Origin of the sequence: Maribellus comscasis, assembly GCF_009762775.1 — a bacterium.
In the GTDB taxonomy this organism is placed as follows: domain Bacteria; phylum Bacteroidota; class Bacteroidia; order Bacteroidales; family Prolixibacteraceae; genus Draconibacterium; species Draconibacterium comscasis.
In genome coordinates this window covers 5,729,218-5,755,643 of record NZ_CP046401.1, presented here as the reverse complement: position 1 = coordinate 5,755,643, position 26,426 = coordinate 5,729,218, and the positions used below count along the sequence as shown (strand labels likewise).

Genomic DNA, 26,426 nt, shown 5'->3' with positions numbered 1-26,426 from the left:
AAAAACAAAAAGTGTAGTAATTTTGAATTATTTTAATCTGTCGTAACTAAGTGTTATGGAGCACTATCTCATAAACTGTGTAAATTAAAATACCGGGGGTTGCAACCCCCGGTATTTTGTACTTACATTCTTTGTAAAACAGTATCTGTTATATGCAGCATAATATTGTCGCCTGTTAATAAAAATGAATTTTGTTGCTTTTACTTTTCGACAGCCCCATATTCTGAGCCAGTTCTTCCACATAAAAAACTGTTTTGTTTTCGAAAAGCAGGTTCTTTATCTGCTTGATTCCGCTTTGAACTTGTTTTGAAAAAATTGTTTCGTTTTATATGTTGCATATATTTGATGAAAAATAATGCCTGATTCGTAAAATTTTCATAAACAAATATGTGCTTGTATATGGCAGTATAACAAGAAGGAAATTGTCGTTACGGGGAAAATACGAGAGAAATACTTTCTACAAATTCAGAATCTTTTGAAATTCGTTTAAATTCTCCGAAAAGTTGGATTCGTTTTCATTCGCCCATTCTGAAAACCGCGAGTTCAAACTCGCCCTGTTAACATCTGAACCGTTTAATGTGAAAGTTGATTCAATGAGTTTAAAGAGTTGCTCCTTGCGTTCTTTTTTGAAATCTTTGATTCCTCCATCAATTAGCAGATGAAGAATGCGAAACAGCTTTTTATAATCAGCTGCAGCCCGATTGTCGGATACCAGTTTAAAATCGATTCTGCTTTTTGTTTCAAGTCCATTTAATACCAGGTTTATATTTTCCCGATCGTTTTCTGTGAATCCCAGGTCTGGCAGGTAGATCCCATTCAAATTACTTTTTACAAACTGAAAACAGCTGGAAGGTACTTGTTTTGATAACCTGCGAGCTTCATTCAATGATCCGACAAAAAGTAAAGTCAAGAAAAGTATTGTTATGCTTATGGCAGAGTAAAGGATAACATGGATAAATGAAAATCCCATGCCCCAAAGTCCAAATAACAGAATCAAAAGACATACAATCAGGATGAAAAGGATCGTTGTATTGTGGTTTTGCAATATTCGAATATTGAAGATCCATCGGAGTTTCCTGTTGAATCGAAAAATAAGCAGTCCTGATTTCTTGATTATTGTTTCCATATTTGCCTATTTGAGTACTAATTCCATCAAACGTCAACACTATTTTATTTTTTCAATAGCATTGATAATTAACTGATTAAAAGTAAATAATCTTTCAGGTGCAATCAAATGAAAATCCGTGTTGGCGTATATTTTACGCTCATTTGGCTGTATTTGGCTTTCGAAATGTTGAATAACATAGAATGACTCTATGTATCTGTTAATTTTTGGTACTTTTTATTGGGTGATTTTGTTGTACCTATGTTGTACCCATTAAAAACAAAAGGCACTTATATTTCTGTAAGCGCCTTGTTTTCTGGTGAACCCTACGGTACAAAATTCGAACCATTTGATAGCAGAATTAAAGCTTCTAGAAGACCTTTCGGCTTTATAAAATCTACTAATGTAAAACAAAATAGTATCTGTCATGAAAATAGTCATTTCTCTGGTCGTTTTTGAACTGATAAATTAAGGACGCAAATATCCACTTACCCTTTGAAATTAAATGCCATCAGGATCTGCATATTTTACATGTATAAAAGCAAGCCAACACAAAATCATCAACAATACTTTTGATTTGGGTTCCCGAATTTTAATATAAAACTTGTCGATTCGTTTAATTTAAATTAGTTATTTCCCTATTTTTAGATTGTTTTGTTGTAAGAAACCATAGATTAAGCAGAAAAGGCATCAGAATGATTTATTAAAAATAGTTATTGGCGATTATAAAATGCCACCCGTTACTCAATTAATTCTGATTTAAATCACAAAAAAAATGTCGAACAATATTATAGATCAGTTTATTTCGCTATCAAAAAGATATTTTAAGATTTATCTGGTGATCAGCATTTCTGTGTTCCTGTTTATCCTTTTTTTCCAACCTTTTCCTTCACATAAATTCGAACTTGAGAATAAAAATTTGTTTATTGCCGGCTATGGCTTAATAATTTTTATTATTCAGGTAATCATACAAATTATTTTTCAACGCCACCTCCTTCGCAACAATTTGGATGGAGTATATCGTCCAATGCTGAATTCTCTGTATTACTTTTCGCAGATAGCTTTAATCAGCATTGCGTTTGTATTTTATATTCGCTATGTTGGAAATACAGGAATTACGTTTAATATTGTTCTGCGCGTTGTAGTTATTAACCTAAGCGCACCTGTTACCATATATTTGAAAGAAACCTTTTCATCGACGCACGGAAAATACAAGAAGCTTTTGGAGGAAAACAGGATGATGCAGGACAAAATAAGGCAATTCTCAGAAAGCTACGCAGACAAGTTTATTGAATTCATTTCTGAGAATGAAGCCGATAATATCAGGCTACAGATATCAGAGATTATTTTTGTAAAATCAGCTGATAATTATGTGGAAATAGGTTTTCGGGACGGTGGCGAGATTAGGAAAAAGATGGTTCGGAATACCCTGAAGAATATCGAAAAACAACTAAAAGAGTTTAATAATTTTGTACGCACACACCGCTCAAGTATTGTCAATATCCAATACATCGATAAGTTGAATAAAAACTTTAATAACTACTGGTTGACACTTATTGATACAAAAGAGACAATTCCAGTTTCCCGTCAGTATTTAATGGTTGTAAAGGACTTGTTTTAGGGTGCAGGGGCGAATGGCATTCACCATTGTATTTTAGTATTCATCCTTCCAGATTATATTTTGTCCCAAAAAACTTTTGCTTATCCCTTTCATTTTATCCTGGTAAAATCGTGATGTATTTTTAGGCCATTAGTTTATTCTTTTTAAGAAGATAGGAAGACATGGAATGATTTCCACGTGTCTTAATTTTAAATCAATTAAATACTAATTTCATGAAAGTTCTGATGATATATCCAAAATACCCCGATACTTACTGGAGTTTTAAGCATGCGTTAAAGTTTATTTCCAAGAGAGCTGCCGTGCCTCCATTAGGATTAATAACAGTTTCAGCCATGTTGTCGGAGAATTGGCAGAAAAAGTTGATTGATTTAAATATTGAGGAGCTTAAAAACGAAGACCTGGAATGGGCAGATTATGTTTTTCTGAGCAGTATGTATGTTCAAAAAGAATCTGTATCTGAAATTTTAGCCCGTTGTAAAAATTATCCACTAAAGGTTATTGCTGGCGGCCCTTTGTTTACCCAGGAATTTGATAATTATTCGCAAATCGATCATTTCATTTTAAACGAAGCAGAAATTACGCTTCCCTTGTTTTTATGCGATTTACAAAATGGGGTCCCGCCAAAAAGAATTTATCAGACCAATGAATATGCCGATTTATCGTTTTCTCCGGTTCCCGATTTTTACTTATTGAATTTAAAAGCATATGCTTCCATGAGCCTTCAGGTATCAAGGGGATGTCCCTTTTCGTGCAATTTCTGTGAAATTACAGCATTACTCGGGCACAAAGTAAGAATGAAAACCAAAGAACAGATAATAAAAGAATTGGAAACACTTTATAACCTGAATTGGCAAGGGGCAGTATCCGTTGTAGATGATAATTTTATCGGGAATAAAAAAATTATTAAAAACGAGTTGCTTCCTGCAATAATTGAATGGATGAAATTACACAACCATCCTTTCAGTTTTAGCGCACAAACTTCGATAAACCTTGCCGACGATGACCGGTTACTGACGATGATGCGTGAAGCGGGATTTATTTCAACTTTCATAGGAATTGAAACTCCGGTTGAAGAATCTTTACAGAGTTGCCACAAAATTCAGAATGAAAACCGGGATTTACTGGAAAATGTCAAGCAAATCCAGAAGGCTGGGTTACAGGTTTCTGGTGGGTTTATCGTAGGTTTCGACAGTGATACTTCCACCGTATTCCAGCGGCAAATCGATTTTATTCAGAAAAGCGGAATCGTATCGGCTATGGTAGGCTTGCTCAATGCACCAAAAAACACCCGACTATATAAACAAATGGAAAAGGAAAACAGGCTGACCGTTGATGCAACCGGGAGCAACACCGATTTTACAATGAACTTTATACCAAAAATGGATAATCAAAAGTTACAGGATGGCTACCAATATATCATAAACAATATTTATAAGGAAAAACCCTATTACAAGCGCATCAGGGAATTGTTCCTGAATTACAAACCGGTAAAAGTTGGTAAAAGCAACATTGACTTTGCCCGGATAAAGGCGTTTTTTAAATCCATTTTTATATTGGGTATGCTGAACAAGGGCAGGTTCGAATATTGGAAGTTTATCGTCTGGACATTGATGAATAAACCCAACCTTTTTATAGACGCCATAACTTTGGCAGTGTACGGTTATCATTTCAGAACAGTTTACGGACTTAGACAAAACCGGCACAAATATTAAGTCATCCGATAAAAATTATCCGCCATTCAAAATAAACACTTAAGGTGAGAATATACTAAAAATCTGGTTTTGGTGGTAACAGGTTAAACAACCAGAGCCGTTCAGAAAACAATAAAAAATTAAAATTAGAATAATGGGAAACATAAAATATTCAAAAGATAAGCTCGATTTTACAACTGATTTAAGAAATTCAGTAAACGAGTATTTTAGCAAAAACAATATACAACCGCATGGAAATTGGAAAATCTATGTGAAAACTATTTTTATGAGCCTTTTATATCTGGCTCCTTTTATACTTATGATTTCAGGATTAGTATCTTCTGTAATCCTGGTATTGTTGTGTTGGTTTATTATGGGGCTTGGAATGTCGGGACTCGGAATGGTTACCATGCACGATGCCAATCATGGTTCTTTTTCCAAAAACCAGAAAGTGAACCGATTTTTTGGCAATTCATTGTATTTGCTTGGTGGTTTTCCGGCCAACTGGCGCTTTCAACATAACACCCTTCACCATGGATTTACCAATATTGAAGGGCATGATGAAGATATTGCTCCTCCGGGAATTTTACGGTTTTCACCTCACCGCCCAATAAAAGCGATACACCGTTATCAGCATATATACGCATGGTTCTTTTATAGCCTGATGACGATTTCGTGGATTGTAGCCAAAGATTTCAAACGATTAAAAAAGTACGAAGAGATGGGTGCAAAATTGAGTAGCAAGCGAAATTTTAACAAGTTGCTGATTGATATAATAATTTCAAAAATTCTTTATTACAGTGTATTTCTGATAATTCCGCTGTTGACAATTCCTGTTTCATGGTACTGGGTAATTGGCGGATTTTTACTGATGCATTTTACAAGCGGACTGGTGTTAAGCACTATTTTTCAAACCGCTCATGTAGTTCCAACTTCAGAATATCCGATTCCTGACGGAAATGGTGAATTAGATAATAACTGGACGATACATCAGTTGTACACTACATGCGATTATTCACCTAAAAGCACAATCTTTTCCTGGCTGGTCGGTGGCTTGAATTACCAGGTGGAACACCATTTATTCCCTTACATCAGCCATATACACTACAGGGATATTTCAGAAATTGTTCAGGCGAAAGCCAAAGAACATAACCTTCCGTATCATGTTAACAAGAATTTTGCACAGGCAGTATGGCAACACATCAAAATGTTAAAGTTTCTTGGGGAGTTTGACGAGTCGGCCAAACTAACTGCTGTTCCAGTTTCAAAAAAGAAAAAGTCGATGGCTGTTTTCCAATAAACTCGATTAATATCAGTAAGTTTAGAAAATATAATATGGCTCGGTTAAAAATTGATAACAGATTTTGAGATGCTAAATTCAAGCCAATCATTGTGAAACGAAATAAATTATTTGAAACTCTACATCAAAAATATGGTTTGCATACGCTGCCAGATGGTGGTGAAAGCCGAATTGGAAAAAATTGGGCTTCGATATACGTATGTAAAGATTGGAGAAGCTAATATTATAGGGAATGTAGAGGCTGAACAATTAAAACAGTTAGGAACGGCATTAAAAAAATCCGGGCTACTTTTAATGGATGATAAAAAGAGTATCCTCGTTGAAAAAATAAAAAGCGCAATTATTGAGCTGGTGCACTACACCGAGGAGCAGATTAAAGTGAATCTTTCAGATTATCTCAGTGAAAAACTGAATTACGATTATACTTACCTGGCCAATCTTTTTTCAGAAGTTAAAGGCATTACAATTGAGAAGTTTTACCTCACACACAAAATTGAAAAGGTAAAAGAACTCATTGTTTATGATGAGCTAAATCTTACTGAAATTGCCTATAAAATGCATTACAGCAGCGTTGCCCACCTGTCAAATCAGTTCAAAAAAATTACCGGACTTACTCCTTCTCATTTCAAAAAGCTAAAGAATAAAAGGCGGGATACACTCGAGGAAGTGTGAATAATTCGGGGCATAAGAAATAAAGGATTATAAATTAAAAGGATGCTCATGAATCACAATGAAAAATATTATGTGCAGGAAATCTTTGAAAATTTTATTCAACCTAACTTTTCAATTGCTGATTATATTATTTTTTTTGAATGGGATAGTATAACCAGGAATTACCGCTATGTCGTAACACCGAAGGAAAACAAAAACAAATTCATTAGTTTTTATTTGCATAAGCATGATAAAATTGATGATTTTAAAATGGTTGTAATTTACACAAGTGTTGGAGAATTTAATTCTCAGAACACTCAAAAGTTACTGTTTTTATTAGCTCACGATGGCTTAGAACGGTTTAATCGGTTTTATCAGGAGTTTATTGATGATTTGAATGAAAAGAGCGTTACAGAATCTCCAGTTGACATTTATATTCCCTTTTATATTACGAGTTGGGAGAAAGAATGACGACAAAGTATTATAGTCAACTTCTTTACTACTGTAAATAAACTCTCAGGTTAATTTTCGGCCACTTCCTAATCGTCCGGATACAGTAAAAGTTCATCTATTTCTATCCAAAATCCTTTGAATTGGAGGATAAGTGTATAAAAATAAATGTGTGAATAATGTAACTTAAAATATTAATAGTATAACATGCTACAGTTTCATTAAGCTACCTTTAACACATGCAGGATACAGAGATCGAAAAATCGAAACGACATGTCTTAATTGAAATTATTGATTACACTTCCAACGCAATTGCAAGCAAAACGATTATCAGGAAAACAACTGGAAATGTAAGTGTTACCGCATTTGATAACGGAATGATTCTTCCGGAAACTTTTTCTGCATTCGATATATTTGTCCAAATCATAGAAGGAGATGCCGAGATAGTAATTGATAAACATTCACTCCTGCTAAAAACAGGGGAAATAGTCATAATACCTGCCCATGTCTCGCACTTTATAAAAGCCAATAAAAGGTTTAAAATGATTTCGACAGTAATTAAAAGCGGGTATGAAGAAAACACATTATAATAATGTCTTAAAATAAAAATTATGGTAAAAGCTAAGGAAGGAAAAGAGAGAAGAAACACGAAAAAAGTGGCTGTAAAAAGCCTGAAAGAAAAAAGAGCAGAAAAAGCTGCAAAAAAAAAAGGGAAAAGTGATTCAAGCATAGTTTAGTTACTCTGTTTTTTATAGAATTCTCAGACTGAAATGACGAATAAAATTAAAAGAAAAGAGGTTTGTCATGGAAAACAAATTTAAAGAAGGCGAAATAGTATATGCCAAAGTAAATCCAGGGCTAAAATTGATTATCCGACGTTATGTCGACAAAATCTATTATTGCAAAATTCAAGATGAGCCAGATCGAAAGGAATTGGTGTATTTTGAACGAGAAATTCTACCCTTTTTAAGTGATACAAAAAGATAAATGAAGGTTTTAAATTCAGAGACAAATTTAAATGAGGTAATGGAATATATTTATTACTTCTTTAAGGAAGAAGTCGAGGGAAAGGGAATTAATTTGCTCTACGAACAGGGATTATCTTCAAAGGAAGTTACTGTTTATTCAGATCAGAATAAAATCATCGCAATTCTGATTAACCTAATAAAAAATGCAATAAAATTTACAGAAAGAGGATCAATAAAATTTGGATATGAGAAGAAGGGAGAAACCTTAATATTTTTTGTAAAAGATACAGGTGTTGGAATTGATGAGGAGCAGAAGAATATCATTTTTGAAAGGTTCGAAAGAGTCAGCACAAAGCTTATGGTAGATAATAGCGGAAATGGTTTTGGACTATCAATTTCGAAAGCTTATGTGGAATTATTTGGAGGAAGAATTTGGGTCGAAAGCGAGTTTGGGCAAGGTTCTTCTTTCTATTTTACGATTCCTTATGATTCTGTCAAAAAAGAGCAAAATAATTTACTTCAAAAGCCGGTTGTTTCAACCAGATATCTGAAAATATTAATTGCGGAGGATAATGAAATATCTGAAAAACTTATTCGGAAATTGCTTGGCAAATTCGCACGGGAAATAATCACAGTAAAATCAGGTATTGAAGCAGTGGATTCCTGTCAGAATAACCCCGATATTGATTTAATAATAATGGATATTCGAATGCCTGAAATGAACGGATATGAAGCGACCAGACAAATACGCCTTTTTAATAGTGAGGTGATTATTGTCGCACAAACTGCAATAGCTTTCGATATAGAACGGGAAAAAGCCATTGATGCCGGATGTGATGATTTTATTTCAAAACCTTTTCCCTCAAATGTATTTGAAAGATTACTAAAAAAACACTTTGAACTGACATAAATTCAAGGTCACTTTTAAAGAAGAAAGGATAACAAGAAAAAGTTATCATAAACTCTTCTTCAACTATAAATCCATATAAAAATGAAAATAGCTTACATTGCTACTTATCCTCCCCGTGAATGCGGAATTGGAACGTTTACTAATAACTTGTTTAAATCAATGTTGACCGACAAGGCTCCAAAAGGACAAAAACATGACGGTTTTGTGGTTGCATTGAACGACAACGAGCTCACGTACAAATACCCGGAAGAAGTAAAAGTTACCATCCGGCAGGATCATCAGGAAGATTATTTAAAAGCGGTAAAATACATTAATCTTAGTGGCGCCGACGTTTGCATCCTCCAGCATGAATTTGGAATATTTGGTGGACAAAACGGAGTTTATATCCTGCCCCTGCTTCACCGGCTGGAAATTCCGCTTATTGTCACGCTTCATACCATTTTAAAAACACCTTCTTACAACGAAAAAGCGGTTTTAAAAGAAATCTGCAAAATGGCAGGTAAAATTGTAGTGATGAGCCACAAAGCCATTGAGTTTCTGGTTGGTATTTATGATGTACCAAAAGAAAAAATTGCGTTAATTGAACATGGAGTCCCGGATATTCGCTTTAATCCCGAAAAATCGAAAAAAGAATTTAAACTCGAAAGCAAAAAAGTACTATTAACTTTTGGTTTTATAGGCAGGAGTAAGGGCATTGAAACAGTAATTAAAGCATTGCCGGAAGTGGTTAAAAAGCACCCGGAAATTATTTATATCGTTTTAGGAAAGACCCACCCAAATGTGCTTCGGCATTCTGGTGAAGAATACCGGATTTTTCTTCTTAGAATGGTAAAAAGCCTTTATCTTGAAGATCATGTTATCTTTTTAAATGAATTTATTGACGAACAGGACTTGTTCAAATATTTATACGCCTGTGACATTTACATCACACCTTATTTGAATGAAGCCCAGATTACCAGCGGAACACTTTCGTATGCTGTCGGAGTAGGTGCAGCCGTTCTATCAACACCTTACTGGCATGCTGCTGAATTGCTGGCTAAAGGAAGAGGAAGGTTATTCGATTTTAATGATTCCGACAACCTGGCTAAAATACTAATTGAACTTTTTGATAACCCAGAAGAACTTAAAAAACTAAAAAATAAAGCTGGTGAATATGGGAAAAAAATTACATGGCCAAAAACCGGTGAAAAATATGTAGCACTTGCAGAAGAAATAATGAAGGATGAATATTCGGCTGCAATTCAAAAAGAAACGGAACCTGATTTACTTATCCTTCCACCTTTTTCGCTTGCTCATATCAATCGTCTAACCGATGACACAGGTATCATTCAACATGCCAAGTTTGGCATTCCCAATTTAAAAGAAGGTTATTGTCTGGATGATAATTCGCGCGCTTTGCTGATGGTTTTGATGGCTTATAAACAAATAAAAGATATGCGGGCACTTGAATTATCCCCCATTTATTTAAGCTACATCCATTATATGCAAAACGCAAACGGGACCTTTCGCAATTTCCTGAGTTTTAACCGGAATTTCCTTGATGAAATTGGTTCTGAAGATTCATTTGGAAGAACAATCTGGGCGCTGGGATACTTATTGGGAAATGCTCCCAACGATGCGTATTACCAAACCGGGAAATTGGTATTCTTCAATGCAGCTCCTAATTTTGAGAAATTAAAATCTATCCGGGGAATTGCCAATACGATGATTGGAATCAGTTATTACCTGAGAAGTAATCCATCGGACGATTCAATGACTGAAAGATTAAGGAATCTGGCAAATGTATTGATGAAACACTATAACGAAAACCAGGCTACCGACTGGAACTGGTTTGAGTCTTTACTGGCTTATGATAATGGTATTTTACCATTAGCTCTTTTACATTCTGCTCGGGTACTGAATGACCCCAAAATTACAGAAACAGCTATTGAATCGATGAATTTCCTGACTACCCATACTCTTAAGGATAACTACCTGTCAATCATTGGAAATGAAAAGTGGTACAAAAAAGAAGGGGAGCGTTCTGTTTTTGCCCAGCAGCCTATTGATGCAATGGCAATGGTATTAATGTACCACCAGGCATATTTTGTAACAAAAGATAAGGATTACCTGAATAAACTTTACACTTCATTTTTATGGTTTTTGGGTGAAAATGATCTGCGAATGAGTTTATACGATTTTGAAACGAAGGGTTGTTGCGATGGATTTGAAAGTTATGGTGTAAACCGGAACCAGGGAGCAGAAAGTTCGCTCGCTTATTTAATTTCGCATTTAACGGTTTTGCAGGCCTATGAAGAATTCCACCGGTCGGATTTGAAGTTGGTATAAAAAAATCCCGCATAAAGCGGGACAATATTTTAAATGGTAATACATTAAAACTAAGCTAGTTTAACATTTACTGCATTTAATCCTTTTTTCCCTTCTTCCAAATCAAAAAGTACTTTATCATTTTCCCCGATATTGTCTTTCAATCCTGAAGCGTTTACATAGAATTCTTTTGATGAATCATCATCTTTAATGAATCCAAATCCCTTTAGATTATTGTAAAATTTCACTGTTCCTTTATTCATTATTATAAATTATTAGTTTGTGCAAGTTGCACCTATTATCACTAATTGCATCTTATAAATAAACCTTAAAACGATTCAATAATATTCAGCAAGTCTTTCTTTGTTTTACCTAATTTAGTAGAAATATTTAGTAACAAATCTGCTCTTGATACTCGCCCCCACTCCAAATCTACATCAGTTAATTCCGGATATTCATTTTTCAGGTTATCCTTTATTCTATGCCATTCGTTCATGTTAAATTTTGTGTCCATTATTATATTTTAGCTATTTAATGTTTTTGATTTTTTTATTTAACAAAATACGAAGCAGGATAATAATTCCGGATAATGAAATAAGTAAATGAATAATCCGCGGAGGAGAATTGAACCCGTAAGCCCAAACACCCCATAAAATAAAAATAAGTCCGCAATAGTATATGTTGAATATTTCATCAATTTAAGAATCTGAAATCCTTTTTCAGATTCTTATAATGTACGTAAATATACGTGAATCGCCTACAAAAGGTGTTACACAATTCAATATAAGAGTTACATTATTCACACATTTCGTTTATTTGAAGAATGGGTTCATCAGACTTTGAAAATTGTAATTATCGGTTGCAAAATGATTTTTATTTTTTTAATTCATACAGGAGTTCTCTCAGGTTTACAGTTGCATATGTTGAGGCATAATCCGACATGGCGTAGGGAATAATCAAATCCTCGTTTTGAATCATTGAACCACAGGAATAAACCACATTGGGGACGTATCCTTCCCTTTCATTGGCATTGGGCATTAAGAGGGGAGATTTTAACCTGCCAATCTCTTTTTCAGGATTTTGAATGTCAAACAATGATGCCCCGAGAACATATTCACGCATTGGTCCCACGCCGTGGGTAATTACCAACCAGCCTTCAGATGTCTCGATGGGTGAACCGCAATTCCCGATTTGAACAAATTCCCATGGAAATTTTGGCTTTTGTAGTAATGCTGCTTTGCGCCAAATTGAAATGTTATCTGAAAAAGCGATGTAATTGTTATATCCATCCAATCGGCAAAGCATAGCATATTTCCCATTTACTTTGCGTGGGAAAAGAGCCATCCCTTTGTTTTTAGCTATTTCGCCATGAAGCGGCATTACTTGAAAATGATAAAAATCCCGCGTATCAAGCATTTTGGGCAATATAGTAGTGCCGTCATAAGCAGTGTAAGTTGCATAATACACAGACTCACCATTATCATCCGTAAACTTTACGAAGCGTGCATCTTCAATGCCATTTTTTTCATTTACTGACACTGGAAAGACAACCCGCTCAGAAATATTTGTATCTAATGAAAATTCAAGTTCATAATGCGACGAAGCCAGCCAGGTAATTTGATTAAATAAAATATCTTTCTCCCCGGTAAGGTGCAATGATTTTCTGGCTTCTTTTATAGAATCTCTTAGTTCACCGTAAGTAAATTCATCGTTTAATTTGTCCAAAATCAAACCTGAAGGGACAATGGCATGAATATCCTTCATTTCATTAAGTTTGGCACTAAATGATTTTTTATTATACACATGCCGCCGGATATGCTCTGCTTCTTCCAGCATTTTTCCAACAGGTTCAAGCGATAAATTTTTGTTTTTATCCAGCACCCCGGTTCTGAAAACGATGGACGAGATATGCCCTTCACCTGTAGCTCTGAAGCTCAAAATGACTCTTTTTTCGTCCTTGCCAATTTCTGACTGGTCGGGATGTTCTACAATCGATGGATTGAAAAAGGCGGCTGCCTCAATTGAATACTCCATCGTAAAATAGGAACCTATAAGTATTTTCTGTGATATATTAAGTGATTCAGGTTCAGTTCCTAACTGTTTCAAAAGGTGAGCAATCCTGTTAAAATGCTTTTCGAAAATTTTAGAGATATTTCTATGTCGAAGAGAGTAGTCTCTCAGCACAGGACTTAATGTTTGTGATACCGAGGTCTCAGACAAATTAAGTACTGAACGTATAGTATTAAGCGCCCTTTCATCTCCGGTGTAAAGAAATCTTGCGATTTTTCTGGAGGCATCCGGGTAAAATTTAATATCCTTTCGGTTTACTGTTACCTGCATCTATTTATTGTATTTGTACTTTTCTAAAGGTAATGGATATAATGGAACAACTACGGATATGATGAAAGTTAATCTATTGGGAAAATCTTAGGCATCATTTAATTAACAAGACGGTACTTTTTTGATAATCAGATAATATTCTTGAAAATAAATCACGGTCGAACATATACAAGCAATAACGAATCTTTGTGTATGGGTTTAATTTCTTGTTTTCATTTTCAGCTATCTGATCAACCGATGTCAGATAAATTTCCAGTGCGTCATTTAACTCACTTTCAGTAAATTTACTTTTTATATTCAGAATTTCCTGTACAAATCCGTCTACTTTGAATTCAATAAAATTATACTCTGGAAAATACTTTAAGGCTACAAATAAAAAGCGGAATACATCTAATGGTTTATTTTTCTCAACAATTTGCCCTTGTTTTAATCTTCTGTTTATTCTTTTTTCTTCCGAAGTAATTTCATCGTTTATTCGCAAAAATTCATCGTCTGCAATCTCGAACAATGCGGATAAGCGATTTATTCTTCGCTTCAGGCTCTGTGGAATACTTTTCTTGTATTTGATTTTATGGTCCAGAACACTCCATGCATCCTGGATGATAGTCCTGATTTGAAGCTCAAACTGGATACTTGTGTAACGAACATATTCTGTTTTTTTCCCGTATTTCCCATTCAATTTAAGATCCAGGTGCAAACTCTTATAGCCAAATTTATCATCGGTGCTTTCAATCTGAACGGTTTTATCGGTTATAGAAACTTCTCTGAAATATTTTTTCAGTTCTTTTCGGACGATGTTTATATCCTTCAGATATGGACAAACAACCCGTATCCCTACAAAATCAGACAAAAAGTCAATAACTTTGTAATCCATGTTCGAAGTTTCGATTCCTGGTAAATACTTCCGCTCAAATTTGCTAAGGCATTCATCGTAATCTTTTATCCGACCGGAAACATATTCAACGTTTACAATTGGTTCAATTAGCTTTGTGAATAATGCCAACGCCGAATTATAAAATTCCAGATTGGAATCGTAATAGTTTTTGAATTCATTTATTTTTAAATCGATATCTGACATAAAACGGGTTGACGTGTAAGCATGTATTCCCACTCAAAAGGGACTAAAATCTGTCATCAATTCAACCTCAAAACAGTTGAAAAAAACAAAAAATCCCGCATAAAACGGGATTTGAATTTATATATCTAATGAGTTAGACTCTTTTAACGTTTACGGCATTTAAGCCTCTTTGTCCTTGCTGTAACTCAAAGCTTACTTCATCGGTTTCTTTCACAAAATCTATCAATCCTGATGAATGGACAAAATACTCTTTTTCAGAATTTGCGTCTTTGATAAAACCAAATCCTTTTGTTTCATTAAAAAACTTAATTGTTCCTTTATTCATGTTATTCTTTTAAAATATTAATAACGTCTTCTATTAAAGCCTCCGCCACCTCGATTGTTTTGACCACCACTGTTTCTATCGGTTCTGGGACGGGCAACATTTACAACAATCGTTTTACCTTCAAACTCGGTTTCATTCAGGTGGTCGATAGCCTTTTGCCCTTCCTCGTTATCAGGCATTTCAACAAAGCCGAAACCACGGGAATCACCTGTAATTTTGTCTGTGATAACGTTTGCAGATGTTACCTCACCTGATCCTGCAAATAATTCTTTTAAGCTTTCACTTGTTGTGTTGTAGCTTAGATTTGAAACATAAATATTCATTTTATTTTATTTAAATGTGAATAATAATCTATTATTGAACCGGCCTGATTGTTATAGCAATCGTTCCCCGGTCTCCACTATCCAGTTCAAAAGAAACGATGATTCCTTCGTTTATATCGGGAAAAGCATCGGTAACATAAAAAAAGTATTTTTCACCACTGATGGTGTCTTTAATAAAGCCGTAACTTTTGTTTTTATTAAAATTCTCTACACGACCTTTCAACATTACCATCTTCTTTATTTTGTTTTTTATATAGAAACTGTAATATTCCATGTGGATTTCCGGTTTGTTTTCCGGCCTGGGTAATTCTCAGGTAGTAATACCGTTTTCATCTATACAAGCGATCATCTCGCTCAAAGATCCGTGTCTTGTCTTTTCTTTCTTTTTTGTGCTCTTTTTATCTAGTTCTTTTTTGTTAAAAAATTAATGCTCTACCCATTCATATTTTTATAGTGTTATGTCTTTTTATTTAAACCAATACCGGGTTTAATTTTTTCCCGGTCAGCCGTTGTATATTCCGAACCATTATGTGTTCGTCCTGAGAATAAAATGAAAGCGCTGTTCCACGTTGTCCTGCACGTCCAGTACGTCCGATTCTATGAACATATGTTTCGGCCACGTCAGGCAGATCGTAATTTATTACGAGTTCCAGGTTGGCAATGTCAATCCCACGGGCAGCGATATCGGTCGCAACAATCACACTTGCTCGTCCTGATTTAAAATTCGATAATGCTCTTTGCCGTGCAACTTGCGATTTGTTTCCATGTATGGCTTCACATTCAATCCTGCTATTGTTCAGTATTCTTGCAATTTTGTCGGCACCGCGTTTGGTACGCGAAAAAATTAGAACTGACTTGTTCAAATCCTGCCGTAATAGTGAAATCAGAAGTTGGTTCTTTTTCTGTCTTTCTACATAATACAAATGTTGCTCAATCATATCAGTTGCAGACGACACCGGAACAATTTTCACGGTTACCGGGTTCTGCAAAATCGATCTCGAAAGTTTACTAATTGCTGACGGCATAGTGGCCGAAAAAAACAGCGTTTGTTTCTGTTTGGGCAACATTGGCAACAAACGTTTTATATCGTGTATAAATCCCATGTCAAGCATGCGGTCGGCTTCATCCAACACAAAATGCCGGATGTGATCGAGCGAAATGTGCTTTTGGTTGATCAGGTCGAGTAGCCGTCCGGGAGTAGCTACCAAAATATCAACTCCGCGTCTTAGTTTGTCTACTTGTGGTTTTTGGTTTACCCCACCAAAAATAACCGCCTGCCGAAGACTTGTATATTGCGAATAATCCCAAAAGCTTTCGCCAATTTGTATGGCTAATTCCCTGGTTGGTGTAAGTATCAATGCTTTTATCTCTCTTCTTCGCCCTCTAAATAGGGCTTCTTCCAACTGTTGTATAATCGGAATAGCAAAAGCTGCTGTTTTCCCGGTACCTGTTTGGGCAATTCCAAGCAAGTCCCCACCCTTTAGGGCAGTGGGAATGGCCTTCTCCTGGATAGGAGTAGGATTTTCGTATTTTTTGTTTGTCAGAGCTTTTAGTATTGGCTCTGAAATATTTAATTCTTTAAATGTCATACTTTAATTTGCTGTTTTCATTACAGCATTTATTATTAATTACTAATTCGAGTGAAATATGCGGGGCATCCTGGATCATGAGTCCGCCAAGATATCACGTATAGCAATAAAGCTATATTTCGTTAGTTGATAATCTTTTTTGCGCATCAGCAAACTCTTTTTTAAGTTGTTGTACTACTTCCTTAACACTGCTTATTTTTTCTGCCAGGTAAGCGTTGGCTCCTGCAAATGCATAGCCTTTGTTCATATTTCCTTTTGCTGCATTATAAAGTGCCATGATAATGCAATAAGGACTTTTTGTATAATCGCATGTTTTTATGCACTGAAACGGGCATTTCTTTGGGCGTTCTTTGCCTTCGTTTACGCTTCGGATAAAATTACCATCAAGGGCACGACCGGGCATTCCTACCGGACTTTGGATGATCATTGTATCTTTTTGTGATGAGTTTACATAAGATTGCTTGAATAATTGTGACGCGTCGCATTCCTGGGTAGGAACAAACAAACTGCCAATTTGTACTCCCGAAGCACCAAGTTCCATAATGCGCAATACATCTCCGCCTGTTGTAATTCCTCCTGCTGCAATAACAGGAATTACTTTCTTATGGTTGTAGGCTGAGGTAACAGATACAACCTCAGGAATTAATTTTTCGAGTGCGTAGTTTTCGTCTTCAATCTGCTCTCTTTTAAATCCAAGATGCCCCCCTGCTTTTGGCCCTTCTACCACAAGAGCATCAGGGAGGTAATTATAGTTTGATAACCATTTTTGGCAGATAATTTTTGCAGCCCGGCCTGACGAAACAATAGGAACGAGTAATGTCTTGCTCCCTTCAGTCAGATAAGAGGGCAAGTCTAACGGCAAACCTGCTCCTGAGAATATTACATCTGCTTTTGCTGCAATGGAGGTTCGTACCATATCTGCAAAATTTGATAATGCAACCATTATATTTACGCCGATAGTACCTTTGCTTAATTCACGTGCTTTTCGTATTTCCTCTTTTAAACCCCAAATACTATCTTTTAAATAGTCAGCGGGCGATTGTTTGTATAGCAATCCCAAGCCGGCGCTTGATATTACGCCAATTCCACCTTCGTTAGCAACTGCTGAGGCCAGTCCCGATAAAGAGATACCTACACCCATTCCCCCCTGAAAAACAGGGAGCCGAATTTCTTTATCTCCCAAGAAAAATGATTTTATCATATATGATACAAGTGTGTCACGAACATTGTGAAGCACACTTCGCGACTTGTTTATCTAAACAAGAAAGTTAATTTTGATGTCGAATTGACGATGGGAAGGTTCGCTGAAAAAGCGAAACGAAGCATTGCTTTAGACGATTTCAATAAAAAACCTGATTGTCAAGGCTGCGAAGGTATGAATTAATATTGATTAGGGAAGACATTTACGGTATTTTAACATGTGTGGATATTGGAAGACAACATCAAATACCTATAGAATTGCATGAACGAAAAGAATTATCATAAGCATGAAGTTCGAATTATTCAGAATCCTCCTCGCATGCTCTTTATGATTATCATGCAGAATTAGATTCCTTCGGTAAATCAAATTAAATATCCCTACGGCACTTGAGCCTATAAGTATTTATGTTACATGGAGTTAATGTATTTATTTATTACAAAAATCTTTAATTCGAATCATAAAAGCCTATAATTGATGCATCATCACAAGGCTTTAGTGAATTTTTTGAACCCAATGGTGTAAAATTCGAACCACTTAAAAGCAGGATTAAAGCTTTTGGGAGACCTTTGGTATTATAAAATCTATCTAATTTTAAATTTGCTAAAACAAGGGACAGGCTTCAAGATATCCGGGTTTATATTTTGGAGTGTAAGTGTATTCTTAGTAAATTTTTACACCAAATTTCACCATAGGCTAATATATCACTTCCGTATCGCAACTTTTCCACTAAATTTTAATGAATTCATTATCCTTTATTTTGTTGCCTGAGCATATTCCGCATCTGTTACTGGCTCAATCCAAACAGCACCTCCTTCATTGATATTCAGACTGATGGCAATATGCGCAAATTCACTATCAGGTGCTGCTCCATGCCAGTGTACAACGTCCCTTGGAATTTCAACAACATCGCCTTTATACAACAGACGGGCTGCTTGACCTAGTGCCTGGTAATATCCTTTCCCTTCAGTAACAAAAAGAATCTGCCCTCCAGGATGCGAGTGCCAGTTCGTTCTTGCTTTAGGCTCGAAAGTTACATTCCCATACCGGGCATGTAGGGTGCTATCAATTGCGCCCATCATTTGCACCCACACTATTCCTGTAAAATTTGGGCTGCCGATTTTTTCCCCTTTTGGAAAAGCAAATCCATCTTGACTGATTTCTTCATTCGTTCTTTTCTCCATATTGCACCCGGCAATTATTATAACAAGAAAAAGCAGGCTGATTTTGATACAGTATTTCATAATTGATAAATTTAATTTTATTGTCTGACTTCAAGCACTTCACTTAAAACTTCCTTTGCAGCTCTGGCTTCCTTTTTTCCGACGGTAGATTGTATAATACCTACAAATTCTTCTAATTGTCTCGGGGTATAACCAACATTTAAACAGATGGCCAGATGACTTCGAAGCATGGGGTCGGCTTTGCCAATTGCACTTATTACTGAAATCGTTACCAACTCGCGTTCTGCAAAAGTTAGAACATCACGATCAAAAATATCGGCAAATAGGTGTTCCTTTAAAAATATTTCGATAGCCGGGGTAAATGCGGCATATCCGGATTGAGGTCCATCCAATGGCCTCCCGACAAGTGTTTCAAGGTTTGCTTTCCCACGGTCATATTTGCTACGGTGGTCATTTAACGGTGACGCATCAGCTCCCGTTTCATCTTTTATCCCTTTTGCTTCGCGTTCTTGCAGCACTTCCATAAAAGTTTGTAATCCACGGATACTTCTTGGAAATCCACAATAAGCATAAAGATGAACCATTATCTCTTTAATTTCGTTAACGGTGAGACCTGCCTCTAAACCTGTGTTTAATGCCTGCTTTAATTGTTTCAATTCACCCCGGGCTGTATATGTAGCAATTGGAATAATGCTTTGTTGCTTTACTGTTAAAGACATATTCGATTCTTTATTGTTTTTTGCAAACAAGCTTCCATTAAAACACATTATTACAGCTAGAATGATAAATATTTGTTTTCCGGTTTTCTTCATATTAGTGATTTTAAGATTAAATTCCGCTACGTGTTTGCATCTGAGTCCTGTTTTTGAAAGCCTTTTCAATCACATCCAATCGTGGTTTTCTGTAATCGGATTTTCCAACAACTTTCCCATCTAACTCGATATCGAGAATTTTCTCTTCCTGTGTATTGTAAAGTGGCCAGACGGGTAGGCCCTCACCATTGGGATTCCCTGTTTTCGCAAAATTTGTCCAGTAAGTATTCATTTTTTGGGTTAATTTTTCTTCTTCCGGCGTTGCTCCGGTGGCCCCCCAACGTGAACTGAGGTCGCCAAATACAAATGCTACTTCCGATCCATGGCCGGCACCATATCTGGCCCGTTCACGCATCGTAACAGGAACATATCCGAAATGATAAACGTAAGCCGGTTCTCCAATGGAGAGAAAAGCCCTAGCTGTAAACCTTGCTGGTTCGCCCCATACCCAATCGGTATTAAATTTTGTTTGGATCTCTGCAATTTCTTTGTTATTACCCGGATCGTACGCAGCCTTTGCTTCACTTTCCAGTTCACCAAACTGTGAAAACAGTTCGTCCTTTGTAGTGCTTGTACTGACGAAGGCTCCACCAATCTCAGCACTGCAATTTCCAATCATAAGCGGGACCTTAGCTTGTTTGCCGGCTTTGTAAGCGCTCTCGGAAGTTTCTACCACGAGCTTGCCATCGAGAATAGGACCTGAATAAATACGAGGGCCGCCTTGTCCGTCAGTTTCCTGACCCCCATCAACAATTTCCTCAACACTCAGGGCGCGAAGTTTTTCCAATGCCGCCTCATCTGTTCCCTCTATTCCATGTTTACGTGCAAAGTTTATCCCGATGGTTTCTGCCGAAACCGGGTAAAGTGGGTCAATATTTTCTTTGTTGATCGGTCTCCCGGTAAGGACACCGTCCCTGCCGCCGCTGGATTCGCCGATTGCTTTATGGAAAAGACCTTTAGCGGCGGGTATGGTTAGTAGTGAATGTACCGAAACGCCTCCGGCAGAGAACCCGAAAATGGTGACATTGTTTGGATCACCTCCAAAAGCAGTAATATTCTCTTTCACCCATTGTAAAGCTGCAATCTGATCCATAAAAGCGTAGCTGCCTTTTGGCTCTTCGGGGTGTTCCTGACTTAAGGCAGGGAATGCGAAATGTCCCAAACGCCCCAGACGATAATTGATAGAGACCAGAACAACACCTTTTTTAGCAAACTGATTGCCTGAAGATACTGCACCAGACCCACCGGTAAAACCTCCTCCATGAATCCAAACCATAACCGGCATTTTTGCTTCTTTCGAAAAACCAGCAGGTGTCCATAAATTAAGGTAGAGGCAATCCTCTGAAGAGCCTTCCTGGATTGTTCCGGGCGCAGCTCCCCAGCCGCTCTGTGCACAGTTCGGGGCAAACTTGCTCGCATCACGGACTCCCTCCCAGGATTTCACGGGTTGTGGTGGACGCCAGCGAAACTCCCCAACCGGAGGGGCAGCAAAGGGAATTCCCTTAAATACTGAGACATGTCCTTCTGTAACACCTCTTAAAATTCCAGATGTGATCTTAACTTCGGGAGCTTTAGCCTGAACTGTATCTCCTGCTAATGGTTGTGCATTTATCGAAAATCCGATTAGGAATATTATAAGTCCTGAAACTAATTTTTTCATTAGGTAATTGATTAATTGTTATTGATATCGTTTTTAATGTCCACCAGGTGTCATCAACCTGGTAAAAGATAGTGAGCCCAATTTCCAGGTCCCGTTTTGTTTAATATACACCTCAGTTACCTCAAAAGGATTGGTGACTTCGTTTCCTCCAACTTCTGCCAGCAGGTCGATACGGTTCAGAAGAATAGCGGTGTTGTCGATAATATTTACCGATACTTCATGAATATTAGCTTTTTTGTACCAGATACCACCACTTTTTATTATACTAAGTTCTCGTTCGGTTCCCCAATGACCACCCATGTGGACAAATTCAGCTTTTGGATGAAAGAGCTTACTCAGTTCATCGACATTTTTATCCGCCATCCACAGCCATTTGTCTTTTGATAGCTGAATAATTTTCTGTTCTGTATCAGTATTTTGAGCGAAAAGCCACTGTACACAAAGAAGTAGGACAAATAGTCCGATAATTTTTGCTTTCATAGTCGTATAACTTTATTGATTAGTAGTTGTTTCCAAGTATCTTTCAAAGAACTCATGGAGCTTATTCATAGCCTGATTGACATATTCAGGAACATAATAGGTTTGAATATGAGTGGCTCCCGGAATCACAAACAATTCTTTTTTAGTAGTTCCGGTAGCTTTTGCAAATGCCTTATCGGTCATGTATTTTGTATCTGCTTTACTTCCGGCTATCATCAGCAAAGGCTGGTTAATTAATTCAATTTGGTCAGTTGCATCCCAAACCATTAAGTCCAGTAAACTACTTGTTGTGTACAAGAATGTTGAATTGGGATGTTTGTGGGTCCTGTAATAATATTCATATCCTTCCCGATACAAATCGGTTGTGGTTTGAGCGATTTCTTCATCTGTTATGCTTGCTACGCCCGAATAACGGATTTCACCGCCTGCAACTTCCTGGGCTCGGGCATCCGAAGCTTGTTTCAAGCGTTCCTGTATAGTGTTTAGTTGGGAATTTTGAAAGCCATTACGTCTTACCTCTCCTGAATTAAACATGCTGACGGTAGCAACGGCCTTAATCCGCTTATCTGATTGAACAGCTTTTAGTGTATAACCACCACCTCCACAAATTCCTAATGCCCCCAGACGGTTGTTATCAACGCCTGGATATTGGGAAATATAATCAACCATACCGCGAATGTCTTCAACACGGTTTTGTGGTTTATCTGTATGTCGGGGTTCGCCACCACTGGCTCCCTGGTAAGAAGCATCGGCAGCAATCGTAATGTATCCCAATTCGGCTAAGTGTTGTGTATACAATCCGGCCACCTGCTCTTTTACGCCTCCGTTGGGATGTGCAACTACAATTGCGGGATAACTTTTAGTGGGATCATAATTTGCAGGTGTGTAAACATTGGCAGCAATTTCAATACCGTCGAGTTTATAATTTACAGCATGAATGGTTACTTCGCCTTTTATATTTTCAGTAATCGCACCGCGGTAAACCAACCCGAAAAAATTATCAATCTTGTTTTGTCCTGATGCATAAATGCTGGTTGTTATTAGCATGAATATAAAAATTTGGTTTCTTACTATTCTATTCATTATCTGTTCCTCCATGAATTATATTTCGAGTTTTCTGCTACCCATCCATTTGATAATCTCCGGGTCACGATGGTCGAAGAAACTGCTGGTTTTCATATCTAATGTTGCAATCGCGTCCATGTCTTCCGTGGTCAGCTCAAAATCGAAGATGTCGAAGTTTTCTTCTATCCGTTCTTTTCTTACTGATTTGGGAATTGCAATAACACCTCTTTGTATCAACCAACGGAGCACGACCTGGGCAACAGTTTTATTATGTCTTTCTCCAATCCCTGTAAGTAGTTCATTGGAAAAAAGACTATTTTTCCCTTCAGCAAAAGGGCTCCATGATTCGATCTGAACTCCATTATCTGTCAGGAATTTTTGATTTTCGATTTGTTGGTTGAAAGGATGTGTTTCAACCTGGTTTATCATCGGAGCGATTTCATTAAAGGTAATGATGTCCATCAACCTATCCGGTTGGAAATTACTCACACCAATGGCTCGTACTTTTCCACTTTTGTAAAGTTCCTGCATTGCCTGCCATGAACCATGCACATCACCATAAGGCTGATGAATGAGATATAAATCAAGGTAGTCAAGTTGCAACTTTTTCAATGATTTCTCGAACGACAATTTTGTGTTTTCGTAACCGGTGTGCTGAACCCATAGCTTTGATGTGACAAATATTTCTTCCCTCGCTACTCCGCTCTTTTTAATTGCATTTCCAACTGCAATTTCATTCATATATGATGCAGCAGTATCAATTAAACGGTAACCTGTTTCGATCGCTTTCAAGACGCTTTTTTCACATTCTGCCTGATTTGCAATCTGAAAAACACCAAAGCCAAGGATTGGCATTTCTACACCATTGTTGAGAATCACTGCTTTCATTACTTATTCAATCCTTTCTCTTTTATCCATTCTTCCATAAGATCAGCTATTTCCACATTATTTAAATCTGAGAATGGAAAATGCGTGTTGCCTTTTATTCCGATTTCAGGTAGATGAATTACTGTAACATCACCACCATGACGATTAACTGCATCTCTCCATAAGCGGGCCATTTTCAAACGGGCACGCCAACCATCCGTTCCGGGATTTGGGTCAGGTTTTTCAGGAATGAAATCGCCATAATATATGACAATGGGTATCTCTGTGAGTTTCATAAACTCGTTCATAGAAACACCGGTTGCAACCAATGGACCAGCCGAGTTTTCAATCGGGTCAGGCACTTCTCCTTCAGGGAAAACGAATCCACTTCCTGGCTCGTAGGAAACAACAGCTTTTATATTTCCATTTTTAATGGCAGTTAACCACCCCATTCCTCCGGCGTGTGAATGCGTAACAAGGATACCTTCTCCAATTTTATCGAACAAGGCAGATACAGCATTTACATTCACATCATAGTCAATAGGGCCGATATTGGGTACCATCTGCCGGAAATACTGGTTAAGGGCTTCAGTGTCTTTCGGGAATTGCACTCCAGGGAAGAAGTCTGGCCATTCCCCAACCCGAAAAGTATTAAACCAGAACTGTTCATCGGGAGTTGGAGTTACCGTACCTTCTGCCATACTTCGTGCAGCATTTCCCCGACGTGGCTGATCAAGCAAATAAACACTGTACTTTTTCTTTAAAAATATATTTTGAAATCCATCCCTTCCATCCGGCGTTGTTTCCCATGTTTTTGAAAACTGACCAATGCCATGCCACATTACCAGAGGATATTTGTGCGTTTCTGCCGGAATTTGATAAAACACATATGCATGATCTCCATGAAAAGTTTGCCCTTCGGGTGTTCGGGTTATTGTATTAAAAGTTCCCGGATTTTCTTTAACAGTCCCTCCAACTGCAAAACTTCCCTGATCCTTTATAATCATCACATCTTCCCTGGTTGTTTTACATGATGAAAAACTTATTATGGCAATAAGCAGCAAGAATAATTGCCAAGTTTTTACATGTTTTGCCCAAGCGGCTGATGATTTGTTTATCGGAGATAAGTTACAATTCGAATTTTCCATTTTCATTTAGTTGTAATTTGTCCTATACAAATGTAAGGCGTTGTTTTGTAGTAATTTGTATATGAAATACGGTATTGTGTACCATTTTTACTGAATTGCCCTAAGCAGGTTTTATTACATTCCAGGAATACTTAAATTTGATTCATAAAACAGAGAAAGATGGAAAAGATGAACAGATTTGAAACGATAACAGATTACAATATTTTTAATAATCATGAGACTTTACACCCCCTGGTAAGTGTAATTGATTTTTCGAAAGCTGACCCAAGAAGGTTAATACGGACCTATTTCGGATTTTATTTGATCTTACTAAAAGATGTACATTGCGGGGACCTTCGGTATGGAAAAAATACATACGATTATCAGGAAGGTACTTTAATATTTATCGCTCCCGGACAAATTCTTGATATGGAACCAAGTATTGAGCTGTATCAGCCCAAAGGACATGGGGTGATTTTTCACCCTGATTTAATAATGGGAACGGATCTGGGGCGCCATATTGACAAATATTCCTTTTTTGATTACAACACAAATGAAGCGCTTCATATTTCGGAACGTGAGCGTCAAATGGTAATGGATAGTTTTGGAAAGATTAATTATGAATTGGAACATGTTGTAGATAGCCACAGTAAAGAACTTATTTCGGCAAATATTGAGTTGTTGTTGAAGTATTGCGAGCGTTTTTACGATCGCCAATTTATTACAAGAGATAATGCAAATAAAGGAATCCTGGAAAAGTTTGAAAATCTGTTGAACGGATATTATAACTCAAATAAACCACAAACATTGGGAATACCCTCGGTAGCTTATTTTGCCGATGAACTGCATTTATCATCTAATTATTTCGGAGATTTAATGAAAAGGGAAACCGGAAAATCAGCTAAAGAATATATCCAGATCAAAATCATCAAGATCGCGAAGAAAAAAATATTCGATACAGACAAAACAGCTCGTGAGATTGCACACGAATTGGGATTCAAATATTCCCAACATTTCAGCCGCATGTTTAAGAACGAAACTGGTTATACGCCGAAAGAGTATCGAAATTTGAATTAGAACTATAGCAATATTTGTTGTCAATCAATTTGCGATTGCAATTGCCCGGACATTTATATTTATAGAATTACCTGTATTCTTTTAATATTTACCATCACCAAGTTTTTTTCTTCAATCTCACTTACGACCAATTGATTTTCACTCCTCATATGATATTTAATTAACCTCATGGGACTCGAACCCGTAAGTGATTATATTTAAGATTATTATGTTTTTCTTGAAATGTCTTTAATTTTAGTTCGAACACACAAAAGCCCCGTAATAACTATAATTATGAGGCTTTTGGTTTCTTAAGGTG

At 36.8% G+C, this 26,426-nt stretch carries 28 protein-coding genes; 11 read left to right on the top strand and 17 right to left on the bottom strand.

All coding sequences use genetic code 11. From position 1 onward, the window contains the following. Positions 1 to 457 precede the first annotated feature (457 nt). The gene (locus GM418_RS23375) at positions 458 to 1,126 is read right to left on the bottom strand and encodes a hypothetical protein (RefSeq protein WP_158869620.1); all 669 of its coding nucleotides are present in this window, start codon (positions 1,124 to 1,126) and stop codon (positions 458 to 460) included. A gap of 754 nt (positions 1,127 to 1,880) precedes the next feature. Here GM418_RS23375 and GM418_RS23370 point away from each other — a divergent pair. From GM418_RS23370 to GM418_RS23330, 10 genes are all read left to right on the top strand, one after another. Continuing rightward, the gene (locus GM418_RS23370; protein WP_158869619.1) at positions 1,881 to 2,726 is read left to right on the top strand and encodes a LytTR family DNA-binding domain-containing protein; all 846 of its coding nucleotides are present in this window, start codon (positions 1,881 to 1,883) and stop codon (positions 2,724 to 2,726) included. Between the two features lie 212 nt (positions 2,727 to 2,938). Further along, positions 2,939 to 4,438, top strand: coding sequence for a B12-binding domain-containing radical SAM protein (locus tag GM418_RS23365; protein ID WP_158869618.1), 1,500 nt, complete (start codon positions 2,939 to 2,941; stop codon positions 4,436 to 4,438). A gap of 133 nt (positions 4,439 to 4,571) precedes the next feature. Next, positions 4,572 to 5,717, top strand: coding sequence for a fatty acid desaturase family protein (locus tag GM418_RS23360; protein WP_158869617.1), 1,146 nt, complete (start codon positions 4,572 to 4,574; stop codon positions 5,715 to 5,717). A gap of 132 nt (positions 5,718 to 5,849) precedes the next feature. Next, on the top strand, positions 5,850 to 6,389 hold the full coding sequence (locus GM418_RS23355; RefSeq protein ID WP_217447576.1) for a helix-turn-helix domain-containing protein: 540 nt from the start codon (positions 5,850 to 5,852) through the stop codon (positions 6,387 to 6,389). A 48-nt stretch (positions 6,390 to 6,437) separates the two neighbouring features. Beyond that, positions 6,438 to 6,839 (top strand): hypothetical protein, encoded by a 402-nt coding sequence (locus GM418_RS23350; protein ID WP_158869615.1) that lies wholly within the window; start codon positions 6,438 to 6,440, stop codon positions 6,837 to 6,839. Between the two features lie 218 nt (positions 6,840 to 7,057). Then, the gene (locus tag GM418_RS23345; protein WP_158869614.1) at positions 7,058 to 7,408 is read left to right on the top strand and encodes a cupin domain-containing protein; all 351 of its coding nucleotides are present in this window, start codon (positions 7,058 to 7,060) and stop codon (positions 7,406 to 7,408) included. Positions 7,409 to 7,429: 21 nt separating this feature from the next. Continuing rightward, entirely contained in the window at positions 7,430 to 7,555 is a 126-nt protein-coding gene (locus tag GM418_RS31920; RefSeq protein WP_281350189.1) for a hypothetical protein, read from the top strand. Between the two features lie 67 nt (positions 7,556 to 7,622). After that, positions 7,623 to 7,805 carry a hypothetical protein gene (locus GM418_RS23340; RefSeq protein WP_158869613.1) on the top strand — a complete coding sequence of 61 codons (183 nt, stop codon included), beginning with the start codon at positions 7,623 to 7,625 and terminating at the stop codon, positions 7,803 to 7,805. Next, the gene (locus tag GM418_RS23335; RefSeq protein ID WP_158869612.1) at positions 7,806 to 8,696 is read left to right on the top strand and encodes an ATP-binding protein; all 891 of its coding nucleotides are present in this window, start codon (positions 7,806 to 7,808) and stop codon (positions 8,694 to 8,696) included. It begins immediately after the preceding gene. An 81-nt stretch (positions 8,697 to 8,777) separates the two neighbouring features. Then, on the top strand, positions 8,778 to 11,024 hold the full coding sequence (locus GM418_RS23330) for a glycosyltransferase family 4 protein (protein ID WP_158869611.1): 2,247 nt from the start codon (positions 8,778 to 8,780) through the stop codon (positions 11,022 to 11,024). Positions 11,025 to 11,074: 50 nt separating this feature from the next. On the opposite strand, the gene GM418_RS23325 is transcribed toward GM418_RS23330, so the two are convergent. The 16 genes from GM418_RS23325 to GM418_RS31720 all read right to left on the bottom strand — a co-directional run bounded on the left by GM418_RS23325 (position 11,075) and on the right by GM418_RS31720 (position 25,078). Then, complete coding sequence (locus GM418_RS23325) at positions 11,075 to 11,266, bottom strand: cold-shock protein (RefSeq protein ID WP_158869610.1); 192 nt, start codon at positions 11,264 to 11,266, stop codon at positions 11,075 to 11,077. 65 nt (positions 11,267 to 11,331) lie between these two features. Then, the gene (locus GM418_RS23320; RefSeq protein ID WP_158869609.1) at positions 11,332 to 11,517 is read right to left on the bottom strand and encodes a general stress protein CsbD; all 186 of its coding nucleotides are present in this window, start codon (positions 11,515 to 11,517) and stop codon (positions 11,332 to 11,334) included. Positions 11,518 to 11,876: 359 nt separating this feature from the next. Next, positions 11,877 to 13,343: a glycoside hydrolase family 130 protein gene (locus GM418_RS23315; protein WP_158869608.1), complete on the bottom strand. Its 1,467-nt coding sequence runs from the start codon at positions 13,341 to 13,343 to the stop codon at positions 11,877 to 11,879. 94 nt (positions 13,344 to 13,437) lie between these two features. Then, entirely contained in the window at positions 13,438 to 14,421 is a 984-nt protein-coding gene (locus GM418_RS23310; RefSeq protein ID WP_158869276.1) for a GTP pyrophosphokinase, read from the bottom strand. 133 nt (positions 14,422 to 14,554) lie between these two features. After that, positions 14,555 to 14,746 carry a cold-shock protein gene (locus tag GM418_RS23305; RefSeq protein ID WP_158869277.1) on the bottom strand — a complete coding sequence of 64 codons (192 nt, stop codon included), beginning with the start codon at positions 14,744 to 14,746 and terminating at the stop codon, positions 14,555 to 14,557. A 17-nt stretch (positions 14,747 to 14,763) separates the two neighbouring features. Further along, positions 14,764 to 15,069, bottom strand: coding sequence for an RNA recognition motif domain-containing protein (locus GM418_RS23300; protein WP_158869607.1), 306 nt, complete (start codon positions 15,067 to 15,069; stop codon positions 14,764 to 14,766). A 31-nt stretch (positions 15,070 to 15,100) separates the two neighbouring features. Continuing rightward, positions 15,101 to 15,301: a cold-shock protein gene (locus GM418_RS23295; RefSeq protein WP_158869279.1), complete on the bottom strand. Its 201-nt coding sequence runs from the start codon at positions 15,299 to 15,301 to the stop codon at positions 15,101 to 15,103. 238 nt (positions 15,302 to 15,539) lie between these two features. Next, positions 15,540 to 16,658, bottom strand: a complete 1,119-nt coding sequence (locus GM418_RS23290; protein WP_158869605.1) for a DEAD/DEAH box helicase — start codon at positions 16,656 to 16,658, stop codon at positions 15,540 to 15,542. Positions 16,659 to 16,770: 112 nt separating this feature from the next. Beyond that, entirely contained in the window at positions 16,771 to 17,841 is a 1,071-nt protein-coding gene (locus tag GM418_RS23285; RefSeq protein ID WP_217447575.1) for an NAD(P)H-dependent flavin oxidoreductase, read from the bottom strand. A gap of 770 nt (positions 17,842 to 18,611) precedes the next feature. Then, entirely contained in the window at positions 18,612 to 19,100 is a 489-nt protein-coding gene (locus GM418_RS23280; RefSeq protein ID WP_158869604.1) for a cupin domain-containing protein, read from the bottom strand. A gap of 17 nt (positions 19,101 to 19,117) precedes the next feature. After that, positions 19,118 to 19,852, bottom strand: a complete 735-nt coding sequence (locus GM418_RS23275) for a carboxymuconolactone decarboxylase family protein (RefSeq protein WP_158869603.1) — start codon at positions 19,850 to 19,852, stop codon at positions 19,118 to 19,120. 16 nt (positions 19,853 to 19,868) lie between these two features. Then, positions 19,869 to 21,512, bottom strand: coding sequence for a carboxylesterase/lipase family protein (locus GM418_RS23270; RefSeq protein ID WP_158869602.1), 1,644 nt, complete (start codon positions 21,510 to 21,512; stop codon positions 19,869 to 19,871). 33 nt (positions 21,513 to 21,545) lie between these two features. Further along, positions 21,546 to 21,992 (bottom strand): nuclear transport factor 2 family protein, encoded by a 447-nt coding sequence (locus GM418_RS23265; RefSeq protein ID WP_158869601.1) that lies wholly within the window; start codon positions 21,990 to 21,992, stop codon positions 21,546 to 21,548. Between the two features lie 12 nt (positions 21,993 to 22,004). Then, entirely contained in the window at positions 22,005 to 23,039 is a 1,035-nt protein-coding gene (locus tag GM418_RS23260; RefSeq protein ID WP_217447574.1) for an alpha/beta hydrolase, read from the bottom strand. 54 nt (positions 23,040 to 23,093) lie between these two features. Further along, positions 23,094 to 23,945, bottom strand: a complete 852-nt coding sequence (locus GM418_RS23255; RefSeq protein ID WP_158869600.1) for an aldo/keto reductase — start codon at positions 23,943 to 23,945, stop codon at positions 23,094 to 23,096. After that, the gene (locus GM418_RS31720) at positions 23,945 to 25,078 is read right to left on the bottom strand and encodes an alpha/beta hydrolase (protein ID WP_246222766.1); all 1,134 of its coding nucleotides are present in this window, start codon (positions 25,076 to 25,078) and stop codon (positions 23,945 to 23,947) included. Before GM418_RS31720 ends, GM418_RS23255 begins: the two co-directional genes overlap by 1 nt. A 153-nt stretch (positions 25,079 to 25,231) precedes the next feature. Between GM418_RS31720 and GM418_RS23245 the strand changes: the two genes are divergently transcribed. Then, positions 25,232 to 26,128, top strand: coding sequence for a helix-turn-helix domain-containing protein (locus tag GM418_RS23245; RefSeq protein ID WP_158869599.1), 897 nt, complete (start codon positions 25,232 to 25,234; stop codon positions 26,126 to 26,128). Positions 26,129 to 26,426: the final 298 nt, after the last annotated feature.